Raw genomic sequence first — 12,176 nt, 5'->3', positions numbered from 1 at the left:
TGAACTCTGACCACTGACCACGCCCACTGAGCAGGAGCGGACGTGCTGCAGCTATTAGCCGTGCACCTCATCGCGGCTCTGGTTGCGCCCTCTCTGGTGGCACGGTTCGGCCGGAAGATGTTCCTGCCGCTGGCGCTGGTGCCCGGTTCGGCAGCGGTGTGGGCGCTCACTCAGATCAGTGCGGTACTGGATGGTCGCGGTCCCCGGGTGGACGTGCAGTGGGTCGACTCCATCGGGATGGACCTGACGTTCCGGCTGGACACCCTGGCCTGGTTCATGGTGCTGATCGTCGGTGCTGTGGGAGCGCTGGTGCTCGCCTACTGCGCCTGGTACTTCGCCTCCGGTGCGAAGTTCCTCGGCCGGTTCGCCGGAGTGTTCGTCGCCTTCGCCGGCACGATGCTCGGTCTGGTCAGCACGGACAACACGCTCGTGCTGTACGTCTTCTGGGAACTGACCACGATCTTCTCCTACCTGCTGATCGGGCACTACTTCGACCGCAAGGGCTCCCGGCGTTCGGCGATGCAGGCGATCATCGTCACCACGCTCGGCGGGCTGGCGATGCTCGGCGGCTTCCTCATCCTCGGGGAGACCGAGGGCGGGTCGTACTCGCTCACCGAGCTGGTGGCGAACACACCCACCGGCTGGGGCGTGACCACCGCCGTGGTGCTGGTGCTGGTCGGCGCCCTGACGAAGTCGGCGCAGATCCCGTTCCACTTCTGGCTGCCGTCGGCGATGGCCGCTCCCACTCCGGTCAGTGCCTATCTGCACGCCGCTGCGATGGTCAAGGCCGGTGTGTACCTGGTGGCCCGGCTGGCTCCCGGGTTCGCTGATCTCGCCGTCTGGCGCTGGATGATTCTCGTGGCCGGTGGTGCGACGATGATCGTCGGTGGGTACCGCGCTCTGAAGCAGTACGACCTGAAGCTTCTGCTCGCCTTCGGCACGGTCAGCCAGCTCGGTTTCCTCATCCTGCTCGTCGGTCAGGCCGAACGCGCTGTGGCGCTCGCCGGGCTGGCGCTGGTCGGCGCGCACGCAATGTTCAAGGCGGCGCTGTTCCTCACCGTCGGGGTGATCGACGCGGCTGCCGGCACCCGCGATCTGCGCAAGCTCTCCGGTCTGGGCCGCAATCTGCCCGCGGCGAGCATCGCTGGGTTCCTCGCCATCTTCTCCATGATCGGCTTGCCGCCGTTTGCCGGCTATGTCGGCAAAGAGGCAGCGCTGGAGGCGCTCACGCACGACGGCGGAACGCACCAGATCATCGTGCTCGCCGTGATCGTGGTCGGCTCGGTGCTCACCTTTGCCTACGGTCTGCGGTTCCTCTGGGGCGCGTTCGCCCGTAAGGCGGACCTGGCCGACACCGAGCTGGACCGCGAGGCCACCGGACTGTTCATTCCCGGTCTCCTGCTCGCCGTGGCCGGTCTCGCCGCCGGCCTCGTCCCGGGCTTGGGCGAACGTCTGCTGTCCGGCCACGCCGGCACCTACCCCGCCGGGGACGCCGGGCACCTGACCCTCTGGGGCGGGTTCGGTCTTCCGCTCCTGCTCACGGCCGGGATCGTGCTGCTCGGACTCGTGCTCTACGCCGGACGACACCTCGTGTACCGGGTGCAGGACGCCGTCGTGCTCGCCCCCGATGCCGACCACAGCTACCGCAGCACGATGCGCCGGCTGGACCGGCTCGCCATCGGGGTCACCTCGATCACCCAACGTGGTTCGCTCCCGCTGTACCTGGCGATCATCCTGTTCACCGCGGTGGCCTCGATCGGGATCGCGACGATCACCGGTGGTGTGCAGGTCGGCCAGATCCGGTGGTTCGACACCCCCGCCCAGGTGGCGGTTGGCCTGGTGATTGCGATCGGGGCGTTCCTCGCTGCCCGGGCCCGACGGCGGCTCAAGGCCGTGGTGCTGCTCGGCGTGACCGGGTACGGCGTGGTGGTGCTGTTCGCGCTGCACGGGGCGCCCGACCTGGCGCTCACTCAGGCACTGGTGGAGACGATCTCCCTGGTGGTGTTCATCCTGGTGATGCGCCGCCTGCCCCCTTATTACTCGGACCGGCCGCTGAAGGCGAGTCGCTGGTGGCGGGCGCTGGTCGGTGTCGCCGTGGGGGCGATGGCCATGCTGCTCGCGCTGGTGGTGCCGAACGCGCGGGTGGCGGAACCGATTGCCCAGTTCTTCCCGGAGGAGGCTTACGAGTACGGCCACGGCAAGAACATCGTGAACGTAACCCTGGTGGACATCCGCGCCTGGGACACCATGGGCGAGATCGCCGTACTCCTGGTGGCGGCCACCGGAGTGGCCTCCTTGGTGTTCCTCCGGGCCCGATCGCGTGGTGTGGACCGCGTGCGGGACTTCAAGCCGAGCGCCCCGTCGGTCTGGCCGGTGCCGCCCGGCGAGGATGTCGCCGCCCGGCTGCGCGGCCTCGCCGCCGCCAACAAGGACGCCCGGCGGAACCGCCGTTGGCTGCCTTCCGAAGTGGCGCTGCCGCCCTATCGGCGTTCGGTGATCTTCGAGGTGGCCACTCGGATCGTCTTCCACACCATGCTGGTCTTCGCGGTGTTCCTCCTCTTCTCCGGGCACAACGCTCCTGGTGGCGGGTTTGTCGCCGGCCTGGTGGTGGGTATCGCGCTGACCGTGCGCTATCTCGCCGGCGGCCGCTATGAGCTCGGCGAGGCCGTTCCGGTGCTGCCGGGTGCGCTGCTCGGCTCCGGTCTGTTCCTTTCCGCAGGCGCCGGTGTGGTGCCGATGTTCTTCGGTGGCGCGGTGCTGCAGTCGGTAGCGATCGACTTCAACCTCGGCATCCTCGGCGAGGTGCACCTGGTCACCACGCTGTTCTTCGACATCGGCGTGTTCCTCGTGGTGGTGGGTCTGATCCTGGACGTGCTCCGCTCGCTGGGGTCCGAAGTGGACCGGCAGGGCGAGGCCGCCGGCCAGGCCGCACCCGATGTGGCGCACGACTCCCCGCGCAGCACCGCCGACGATGCCGAACCTGACCTGGTGCACACCGGCGGCGGCGGTGGTTCCGAATGACCGTGAGGAGCCCCCGCGTAGGTGCGCCGAGGTACGAGGTGCGCCGGAGCGAGGCACCGCAGCGGGCAGAGCAACGGGACCGAATGACCGTGAGGAGCCCCCGCGTAGGTGCGCCGAGGTACGAGGTGCGTCGGAGCGAGGCACCGCAGCGGGCAGAGAGGAGGGCGCCGTGAATATCGAGATGAGTCCCTCCTTGGCGCTGGTGCTGGTGGTCGGCGTCCTGGTCGGCACCGGGGTGTACCTGCTGCTCGAGCGGAGCCTGTCCCGCGTGGTCCTCGGCGTGACCCTGATCAGTAACGGCGTGAATGTGCTGTTCCTGATCGCCGGCGGTGCGGCCGGTGGCCCGCCGCTGGTCGGCACCACTGCGCCCGAGGACATGGCCGACCCGCTGCCCCAGGCGATGGTGCTCACTGCGATCGTGATCAACCTGGGGCTGACCGCGTTCGTGTTGGCGATGGCCTACCGGTCGTGGCAGTTGCACGGTCACGACGAGGTGCAGGATGACCTCGAGGACCGCAGAATCGCCCGCCGTGCGGCGCTGCGTCAGGCGGACAGCCGCACCGACGACGTCGGTTCCGACCTTCAGGCAGAGGCAGCCGAGGCCCGGGACGAGACCGAGGAGACTCCCCTCGGTGCCGAAGAACAGCCCGCGGCGCACACTCCGGACAGCACCGCTGGCGGACCGATCACGGGAGGAGACCGATGACCTGGCTCCTTCCCCTGCCCGTCGTGGTGCCCTTGGTGGCCGCCGGCCTGGCGCTGGCCGTGTCCCGCCGCTCCCGTGCGCAGGGCATCATCTCGATCAGCGCGCTGGCCATCGTGCTCGGGGTGGCGGTCGCACTGATCTTCGTCACCCACACCGCCGGACCGCAGGTGATGGGGGTGGGCGACTGGCAGGTGCCGGTGGGCATCGGTCTGGTGGCCGACCGGCTGTCCGCGCTGATGCTGGTGGTCTCCGCGCTGGTACTGCTCGGCGTGCTGGCCTACTCCCTGGCCCAGGGCCTGGCGGACGGGAACGAGAGCGCCCCGGTGGCGATCTACCACCCGACCTACCTGGTGCTGGCGGCCGGGGTGTCGATGGCGTTCCTGTCCGGTGACCTGTTCAACCTGTACGTCGGGTTCGAGATCCTGCTCGCAGCCAGCTTCGTGCTGCTCACCCTCGGTGGTACCGGGGAGCGAATACGCGCCGGGTCCATCTATGTGGTGGTCTCGCTGCTGTCCTCGATCCTCTTCTTGATCTCGATCGCGCTGATCTACGCGGCCACCGGCACCTTGAACATGGCCCATCTCGCCGAGCGGCTCGCCGAGGTGGACTCCGGGGTGCGACTGCTGCTGCAGATCATGCTGCTGCTCGGATTCGCGATCAAGGCCGCAGTGTTCCCGCTCTCGGCCTGGCTGCCGGACTCCTATCCGACCGCTCCGGCGCCGGTGACCGCCGTGTTCGCCGGTCTGCTCACCAAAGTAGGCGTGTACGCGATCATCCGCGCCCAGACGCTGCTGTTCCCGGACTCACGGCTGGATACCGTGCTGCTGGTGGCAGCGATCGCGACCATGTTGGTGGGCATCATCGGTGCCGTGGCTCAGGAGGACATCAAACGTCTGCTGTCCTTTACCCTGGTCAGTCACATCGGGTACATGATCTTTGGGATCGCTCTGTCCAGCGAAACCGGACTGTCCGCCGCGATCTTCTACATCGTTCACCACATCACCGTGCAGACCGCACTGTTCCTGATCGCCGGCCTGGTGGAGCGCCGCGGCGGGACTACCTCACTGGAACAGCTCGGCAGTCTGGCGAAGGTGGCCCCGGCACTGGGCGCGGTGTTCTTCCTGTCCGCGATGAACCTCGCCGGCATCCCGCCGATGTCCGGATTCCTCGGCAAGGTCGGTCTGCTGCAGGCCGGCTTCCAGGACGGATCTGCGCTCGCACTGGTGGGCGTCGGTGCCGGGCTGCTCACCTCACTGCTCACCTTGTACGCCGTGGTGAAGGCGTGGAACAAGGCGTTCTGGCAGGAGGCCCCGGAACCGCTGCCGGATGCTCGGGTGCCACGCACGATGTTCGGCCCCGCGGCGGTGATCGCCTCAGTGGGGGTGCTGATCGCGGTGATCGGTGGTCCACTCTATGACTACACCGACGCCGCGGCCCGGGACCTGACCGCCCGCACCCCGTATGTGGATGCGGTGCTGGTGCACGGCGACCGTGGCTCCGGCCAGTCCTCAGATTCCTCAGGGGGTGACGGATGAGATCACCAGACGCCTATGACTGGCTGCGGCGCTGGCCGATGGCCATATGGATGACGATCGTGTGGGTGCTGCTCTGGGGCAACCTCACCGTCGCGAACGTGTTCACCGGTGTGCTGATCAGCTTCGGTCTGCTGCGGGTGATGCCGATGCCCCGGGTGGGCTTCGGTGGACACGTCTCGGTGCTCGGGGTGGTTGCGCTGCTTACCCGCCTGCTGGTGGACATCGTGCGCGCTTCGATCAGCGTGGCCGCACATGCGCTGCACATCGGCCGCTACCCCCAGGGTGCGGTGATCCGGGTCAAGCTCGCCTCCTCCTCGGACCTGATCCTCACGCTGACCGCGGAGCTCACCGTGATCGTGCCGGGCTCGATCGTGGTGGAGGCGCACCGGCTCACCGGGATGCTCTATGTGCACGTGCTGGACGTCAGCGCCCCCGGCGCGGTGGAGAAGTCCCGCCAGGGTGTGCTGGACCAGGAGAAGTGGGTGATGTACGCGCTCGCCACGGACCAGGACATCGCCGAGGCGGGGTACCCGCCGAGGCCGTGGAAGCGCGGTCGCCGCCAGACGAAGCAGAGCGAGGTGAGCTCGTGAGTCCCATTGTGATGGCCGTCTGTGCCGCGCTGCTCATCTCGGCTGCGTTGATCACGCTGTTCCGGGTGGAGCGCGGGCCGAGCATGCTGGACCGGATCGTGGCCCTGGATGTGCTGGTCTCAGCGCTGATCGGTTCGCTGGCGCTGGTCTCGCTCTGGTTCGGGCGCACCGATCTGGTCCTGGTGCTGACCGTGCTCGCCCTGGTCGGCTTCGTCGGATCGGTGACCCTTGCCCGGTTCGCTGCCGCCGAACCTGAGGCCGAGTCCCGGATCCTCAGTGCGCAGGAGGCCGCCGAGCGCGACGCCGGCATCCGGCCTGAGGACGGTGAGTCGTGACCGGTCTCGAGATCCTCTCCGCTGTGCTGCTGATCGGCGGGAGTGCACTGACCTTCATCGCCGCCGTCGGCATTGCTCGCTTCCCCGACCTGCTCTCCAGAATGCATGCCGCCACCAAGCCGCAAGTGCTCGGACTGATGCTGATGATGGGTGGCCTGGCGATCAGTCTCGGTTCCAGCCAGGTCACCTGGAAGCTCACCCTCGTTGTCGCCTTCCAGCTGATCACCGCACCGGTCTCGGCGCATATGGTCGGCCGCGCCGGCTACCGAACCCACAAAGTGGACCCTGAGCATCTGGCCACGGACGAGCTCACCGAGGACCTCGAGCGCGCCAGGGCCGAGGCCGAGCGGGAGAACTGAGCGGGCACCTCAGTCCTTCTCGACCGTCAGTCCTTCTCGATCGTCAGTCCTTCTCGATCGCGGGCTTGTTCCCGCTGTCCATCCACTTGGCCGCACCGCGGGTGGCGAAGGTGCGAGCGAAAGCGACCACCGCTCCGCTGACCGCGGCGAACACCACCAGCTCGCCGATGCTGAGCTCGCCGTCGTCGGGGTCACCGGTCGGCGGCTCGTGACCGGTCACGGCCTTCCAGCCGGCGGCAAGCAGCTTGTTCGCAGCGAAACCGGCGGCGACCGCCGCCACCGTGGTGACCAGCTTCTGCACGTTCATAAGGCGCGACTCCTCGGATCGGATGTTCCGCCGTCCACCTTATCGACCGAGACGACTGCCGGCCTGCCCACATGCGGATTCGACCTGCTCCAGATCTGCAGTGTGAACGCGCATGACTCTGCGCATTCGGGGGACCTGGATCCAGGGCGAGCGTGGACTCGTCCGGCGAGGAGCCCGGCCGGCGGAGCGGACGCAGCGCACCCGGTTGCCCTCGGTCGCCTCGTCGCTGGCGCCGGTGTACCGTGGGGCGGAGACGACAGGGGAGCGCCCCGAGCGCTGAGAGTGCGGTCCGCCGCAGACCCTCGAACCTGCTCCGGTTAGCACCGGCGAAGGGAGTCGAGCATCTCTCGACGTGGAACTACCACGGACCCCTTCTCAACTCGATTGAGGAGGAACGAATGACCCGTACCAGCCCCGCTGTAGCCGCGATGGTGAGCGCCGCCGTCGCCGTGAGCCTGGCCGGCTGCTCCCTGATCGGGAACAGCCCCGACGAGGGCAGCACGAACGAGGAAGGCGAACCGGCCCTGGTGCGAGTGGTCACCCACGACTCCTTCGCCCTGTCCGAGGACCTGATCGAGGAGTTCGAGGACGAGACCGACTACACCCTGGAGTTCAGTGCCCCCGGGGACGGTGGAGCCCTGGTGAACCAGCTCATCCTGACCACCGACTCCCCGCTCGGGGACGTCGCCTTCGGGGTGGACAACTCCTTCGCCGGCCGGGCGATCGCCGAGGGGGTGTTCGACCCCTACACCTCGCCGGACCTGCCCCCGAGCGCGGAGCCGTACCTGGCCGATGACGCCGGCTCGCTCACCCCGGTGGACCGCGGGGACGTGTGCCTGAACGTGGACCGCCAGTACTTCACCGACCACGATCTGGCCGAGCCGGAGACCCTGGACGATCTGCTCGCCGAGGAGTACGGGGACTTGGTGGTGGTGACCAACCCGGCGACCTCCTCCCCGGGGCTGGCCTTCCTGCTCGCCACGGTGGCGGCCTACGGTGAGGACGGCTGGCAGGACTACTGGCAGCAGCTCGCCGACAACGGGCTGAAGGTGGTGGAAAGCTGGTCGGACGCGTACTCGGTGGACTTCTCCGGGTCCACCGGTGAAGGCGACCGGCCGATCGTGCTGTCCTACGCCACCTCGCCAGCGTTCGAGGTGGGGGAGGACGAGACCGAGGCCCCGACCGAGGCGCTGCTGGGTACCTGTTTCCAGCAGGTCGAGTACGCCGGGGTGCTCGCCGGCGCGGACAACCCCGAGGGGGCTCAGGCGTTCATCGACTTCCTGCTCTCCGACGAGGTGCAGGCCGATATCCCGGAGCAGATGTACATGTACCCGGTGAACGACCAGATCGACCTGCCGCAGGCGTGGACCGATTTCGCCCCGCTGGCCGACGACCCGTTCACGATGGACCCGGCGCTGATCGATGACCACCGCGACGAGTGGATCCAGCAGTGGACGGACACGGTAATCGGCTGACCGTGGTGCCGGCCGCAGCGCACCAGGGCGGCCTCGATGTCGAGAATCCCAGCGAGAGCGACATCGAGGCCACCGTCGGCGGCAGAGCTGACGGCCGGGCTGGCGGCAGATCTAGCAGCCGGGCTGGCGGCCGGGCCGTAGGTGGCCGTGGCCGCACGGCCGCTGCGGTGGTGGCGGCCGCGGTGCCGCTGGCGTTCCTGGCGATCTTCTTCGGCTACCCGGTTGCCGCTCTGGTCGCGCGCGGGTTCGTCGCCGACGGCGCGCTGGACCTGGGCGGGGTGGCCGAGGTGTTCGGTGCCGGCCGCACCTGGCGGATCATCGGCCTGACCTTCGCCCAGGCCATCCTCGGCACCCTCGGCGCCGTGCTGCTCGGTGTGCCCGGCGCCTACGTGCTGTACTGCCGAAGGTTCCCCGGCCGCACGCTGGTGCGGACCCTGGTGACTGTGCCGTTCGTGCTCCCGACCGTCGTGGTCGGTGTGGCGTTCCGGTCGCTGCTCGCCACCTCGGGGCCACTCGGCTTCCTCGGCCTGGACGGCACCTTCACCGCGATCGTGCTGGCGCTGGTGTTCTTCAACTACGCCGTGGTGGTGCGCACAGTGGGTGGGCTGTGGGAGCGGCTGGACCCCCGCACCGCCCAGGCGGCCCGCGCGCTCGGTGCCTCCCCGGCGCGCGCCTTCGTCACCGTGACGTTGCCGGCGCTCGGCCCGGCGATCGCGTCCGCCGCCTCGGTGGTGTTCCTGTTCTGCGCCACGGCGTTCGGAGTGGTGCTGGTGCTCGGCGGGCTGCGGTTCGGCACCGTGGAGACCGAGATCTGGATCCAGACCACCCAGTTCCTCAACTTGCGCGCCGCCTCGGTGCTGTCGGTGGTGCAGCTCGTGGTGGTGGCCGGTGCGCTGGTCGCCTTCTCCCGTGCCCGCGCCACGCGGGAACGGGCGCTGGCGCTGCACGGCAACCCGGCGCGCAGCACGCCACTGCAGCTGACCGGGCGAGGGGGGCGCCCCGGCGGCGACCTGCTGCCCGCTGCGGTGACCGCCGTCGTGGTGGGGGTGCTGCTGCTCGCCCCGATGCTCACCTTGGTGCTTCGCTCGCTGCGCACCCCGACCGGCTGGGGACTGGACAACTACTGGGCCCTGGGTAGCACCGGCGGGGACAACGCGCTCACCGTGACCGTGTGGCAGGCGACCGCGAACTCGCTGCGGATCGCGGTGGACGCCACGATGATCGCCGTACTGATGGGGGTGCTGGTGGCCCTGGTGGTCTCTCGTCGACCCCGCAGCACCGCCGGGCGTCGGGCGATCGTCTGGTTGGACGGGGCGGTGATGCTGCCGCTCGGGGTGTCCGCGGTGACCGTGGGGTTCGGTTTCCTGATCGCGCTGAACCATCCGCCGCTGGACCTGCGCAGCTCGCCGGTGCTGATCCCGATCGCGCAGGCGATCGTGGCGATGCCGCTGGTGGTGCGCACGGTGCTGCCAGTGCTGCGCGCGATCGACCCGCGCCAGCGCCAGGTGGCGGCCGTGCTGGGCGCCACCCCGCTTCGGGTGTTGCTCACTGTGGACGGGCCCTACCTGGTGCGCTCCCTGGGACTGGCGATCGGGTTCGCGTTCGCGGTGTCGCTGGGGGAGTTCGGCGCCACCAGCTTCCTGTCCCGCCCGGACCGGCCGACGCTGCCGGTGGTGGTGTTCCGGCTGATCGGCCAGCCGGGCGCACTGAATCAAGGAATGGCGCTGGCTGCTGCCGTGGTGCTCGCGCTGCTCACCGCCACGGTGATGGCACTGGCCGAACGACTTCGCGGGGAGCATGCCGGTGAGATTTGAGCAGCACCGGGCCGTCCGCCCGTTCCGGTGTGCCGCGAACCGTCGCTCAGCGGGGACGGCGGGCGACAGATCGCGGCACAACGAGGGTTCAGCCGAGCAGCTTCTCCAGCACGGCCACCGAACCGCGATAGGGCGCCTCGGGACGTGGCCAGTGCACCACCACATCGGTGAAGCCGAGCTCGCCGGCCTGGGCGATCTGCTCCTCGGCGTAGGTATGGCTGGTCAGCACGGCCGGCCCGTGCACATCGATGGCCAGGTACCGGCGCAGCCTCTCCTGCCCGGGCCCGCGCTCCGCCTCGAGCCGGTCCATCTGGGCTGCCAGCTCGGCGACTCCCCGCCACCAGGAGGTCACCCGCTCGGCCGCCGCCGCCGGATCGTCCGCCGGCGCTCCCGGCGGGCCGCTCTGTCTGCCGGTGGTCACCCAGCCCTGGCCGTGCACTGCGGCCAGCGCCATCGACCGGGGACCGTTCGCGGCGATCACGAACGGCACCCGTGGCTGTTGCACGCAGCCCGGCCGGCCCCGGGCGCCGGCCGTGGTGAAGAACTCCCCGTCGTGATCCACGTGATCCTCAGTGAGCAGCCGGTCCAGCAGCGGCACCAGCTCGGCGAACCTGCGGGTGCGCTGGCCACGGGTGTGCGTGGCGCCGAGGATCTGGCTGTCCAGGTCGCCCCCTGCGCCCAGGCCGAGCAGCAGCCGGCCATCGGACATGTCGTCCAGAGTGACCACATCCTTGGCGAGCAGCGCCGGATGGCGGAAGTTCGGGGAAGCGACGAACGTACCCAGGCCGATCCGCTCGGTCACCAGCGCCGCGGCGGCCAGAGTGGGCATCGTGGAGTACCAGGGCGAGTCCGGCAGCCCGCCCCAGACCAGGTGGTCGTACGTCCACGCGTGCGCCGCGCCAAGCTCATCGGCCCGCTGCCACAGGCCGGCGGCCTCGCGCCAGGGACTCTCGGGCAGGAAGCACACGCCGATCCGCATCCCGCCAGCGTACCCAGGCCTACGATCGACACTCATGGTAGGAGCTGACGTGGACGGACTGCAGGTCTCCGGTGCCGTGGTCACCTACGGGCCAACGACGGCGGTCGACCAGGTGGACCTGGATGTTCGCCGGGGCGAGGTGGTCGCCCTGCTCGGCCCTTCGGGGTGTGGGAAGTCCTCACTCTTGCGGGCGGTGGCCGGGCTGGAGCCGCTCAGTGCCGGCGAGCTCACCTGGGACGGGGCCGATATGCGGCAGATCCCGGTGCACCGCCGCGGCTTCGGGCTGATGTTCCAGGACGGGCAGCTCTTCCCGCACCGGGACGTGGCCGGGAACGTCGCCTACGGTCTGCAGATGGCTGGCCTGCCGCGAGGTGAGCAGCAGGAACGGGTCGCCGAGCTGCTTGACCTGGTCGGGCTGTCCGAGCACGCGCACCGGTCGATCACTGCCCTCTCCGGCGGTGAGCAGCAGCGGGTGGCGCTGGCCCGCGCACTCGCTCCCCGGCCGCGACTGCTACTCCTGGACGAGCCGCTCTCCGCACTGGACCGCGCGCTGCGCGAGCACCTGGCCACCGAGCTGCACGACATCCTGCGCACCGCGGGCACCACCGCCCTGTACGTCACCCACGACCACGACGAGGCGTTCACCGTGGCAGACCAGGTGGCACTGATGCGGGCCGGGCGCCTGGTGCAGACCGGGACGCCGGCCGAGCTGTGGGCGCAGCCAGTGGATGCGGCGGCAGCACAGTTCCTCGGCTACTGGGTGGTGCAGCGGTCCGGTCGGACGCTCGGGGTCAGCCCGCACGCGCTCAGCGTGATCGGCACGGCCAGCGACGGCGGAGGTCACCATGATCATGGCCGCCACCTGCTCCAGGGCACCGTGGTCTCGGTCGGTTTTGCTCGGGGCCGGGTGACCGCGCGGGTCGCGGTGCCTGACTGGGGCGAGCAGACCGCCGACGCGGACGGCGTCGCCGGTCTCGAGGCGGGCCGAGAGGTCCTGATCCGGGTGGAGCAGAGCGGGGTGGTGGAGTTGTAGTGGACCCGCCGGGCAAATGTCT

The 12,176-nt window shown here is 69.5% G+C and carries 11 protein-coding genes and 1 riboswitch; of the genes, 9 read left to right on the top strand and 2 right to left on the bottom strand.

Going from position 1 to position 12,176, the window contains the following annotated elements; all coding sequences use genetic code 11:
• Positions 1-42: 42 nt before the first annotated feature.
• From FU260_RS21895 to mnhG, 6 genes are all read left to right on the top strand, one after another.
• The gene (locus FU260_RS21895; protein WP_147918974.1) at positions 43-3,021 is read left to right on the top strand and encodes a Na+/H+ antiporter subunit A; all 2,979 of its coding nucleotides are present in this window, start codon (positions 43-45) and stop codon (positions 3,019-3,021) included.
• 181 nt (positions 3,022-3,202) lie between these two features.
• Positions 3,203-3,727, top strand: coding sequence for a Na(+)/H(+) antiporter subunit C (locus FU260_RS21890; RefSeq protein ID WP_147919671.1), 525 nt, complete (start codon positions 3,203-3,205; stop codon positions 3,725-3,727).
• Positions 3,724-5,262: a Na+/H+ antiporter subunit D gene (locus FU260_RS21885; RefSeq protein ID WP_147918973.1), complete on the top strand. Its 1,539-nt coding sequence runs from the start codon at positions 3,724-3,726 to the stop codon at positions 5,260-5,262. Before FU260_RS21890 ends, FU260_RS21885 begins: the two co-directional genes overlap by 4 nt.
• Positions 5,259-5,852 (top strand): Na+/H+ antiporter subunit E, encoded by a 594-nt coding sequence (locus FU260_RS21880; RefSeq protein ID WP_147918972.1) that lies wholly within the window; start codon positions 5,259-5,261, stop codon positions 5,850-5,852. Before FU260_RS21885 ends, FU260_RS21880 begins: the two co-directional genes overlap by 4 nt.
• Positions 5,849-6,187 (top strand): MrpF/PhaF family protein, encoded by a 339-nt coding sequence (locus FU260_RS21875; RefSeq protein ID WP_235912104.1) that lies wholly within the window; start codon positions 5,849-5,851, stop codon positions 6,185-6,187. The genes FU260_RS21880 and FU260_RS21875 overlap by 4 nt, the downstream gene beginning before the upstream one ends.
• Positions 6,184-6,546, top strand: a complete 363-nt coding sequence (gene mnhG / locus FU260_RS21870; protein ID WP_147918971.1) for a monovalent cation/H(+) antiporter subunit G — start codon at positions 6,184-6,186, stop codon at positions 6,544-6,546. The genes FU260_RS21875 and mnhG overlap by 4 nt, the downstream gene beginning before the upstream one ends.
• A 43-nt stretch (positions 6,547-6,589) precedes the next feature.
• Here mnhG and FU260_RS21865 read toward each other — a convergent pair whose 3' ends face one another.
• Entirely contained in the window at positions 6,590-6,853 is a 264-nt protein-coding gene (locus tag FU260_RS21865; RefSeq protein WP_147918970.1) for a DUF4235 domain-containing protein, read from the bottom strand.
• 248 nt (positions 6,854-7,101) lie between these two features.
• Positions 7,102-7,205: riboswitch (TPP riboswitch) on the top strand.
• 46 nt (positions 7,206-7,251) lie between these two features.
• Here FU260_RS21865 and FU260_RS21860 point away from each other — a divergent pair.
• A complete protein-coding gene (locus tag FU260_RS21860; protein ID WP_147918969.1) occupies positions 7,252-8,328 on the top strand; it encodes a thiamine ABC transporter substrate-binding protein in 1,077 nt (358 codons plus the stop codon).
• Positions 8,329-8,390: 62 nt separating this feature from the next.
• Positions 8,391-10,142, top strand: a complete 1,752-nt coding sequence (locus FU260_RS21855) for an ABC transporter permease (RefSeq protein WP_147919669.1) — start codon at positions 8,391-8,393, stop codon at positions 10,140-10,142.
• A gap of 88 nt (positions 10,143-10,230) precedes the next feature.
• On the opposite strand, the gene FU260_RS21850 is transcribed toward FU260_RS21855, so the two are convergent.
• Positions 10,231-11,121: an LLM class flavin-dependent oxidoreductase gene (locus FU260_RS21850; protein ID WP_147918968.1), complete on the bottom strand. Its 891-nt coding sequence runs from the start codon at positions 11,119-11,121 to the stop codon at positions 10,231-10,233.
• Between the two features lie 49 nt (positions 11,122-11,170).
• Here FU260_RS21850 and FU260_RS21845 point away from each other — a divergent pair, with 49 nt between their 5' ends.
• On the top strand, positions 11,171-12,154 hold the full coding sequence (locus tag FU260_RS21845) for an ABC transporter ATP-binding protein (protein WP_235912103.1): 984 nt from the start codon (positions 11,171-11,173) through the stop codon (positions 12,152-12,154).
• Positions 12,155-12,176 lie beyond the last annotated feature (22 nt).

Origin of the sequence: Ruania zhangjianzhongii (assembly GCF_008000995.1) — a bacterium.
In the GTDB taxonomy this organism is placed as follows: Bacteria; Actinomycetota; Actinomycetes; order Actinomycetales; family Beutenbergiaceae; genus Ruania; species Ruania zhangjianzhongii.
The sequence above is the reverse complement of the archived record's forward strand: the minus strand, read 5'-3'. Positions and strand labels throughout refer to the sequence as shown.

What these genes read in the sequence shown, in the direction of transcription:
- FU260_RS21880 (WP_147918972.1), top strand. Translation starts at nt 5,259, where the DNA reads ATGAGATCACCAGACGCCTATGACTGGCTGCGGCGCTGGCCGATGGCC.
- FU260_RS21885 (WP_147918973.1), top strand. Translation starts at nt 3,724, where the DNA reads ATGACCTGGCTCCTTCCCCTGCCCGTCGTGGTGCCCTTGGTGGCCGCC.
- FU260_RS21890 (WP_147919671.1), top strand. Translation starts at nt 3,203, where the DNA reads ATGAGTCCCTCCTTGGCGCTGGTGCTGGTGGTCGGCGTCCTGGTCGGC.
- FU260_RS21865 (WP_147918970.1), bottom strand. Translation starts at nt 6,853, where the DNA reads ATGAACGTGCAGAAGCTGGTCACCACGGTGGCGGCGGTCGCCGCCGGT.
- FU260_RS21850 (WP_147918968.1), bottom strand. Translation starts at nt 11,121, where the DNA reads ATGCGGATCGGCGTGTGCTTCCTGCCCGAGAGTCCCTGGCGCGAGGCC.
- FU260_RS21860 (WP_147918969.1), top strand. Translation starts at nt 7,252, where the DNA reads ATGACCCGTACCAGCCCCGCTGTAGCCGCGATGGTGAGCGCCGCCGTC.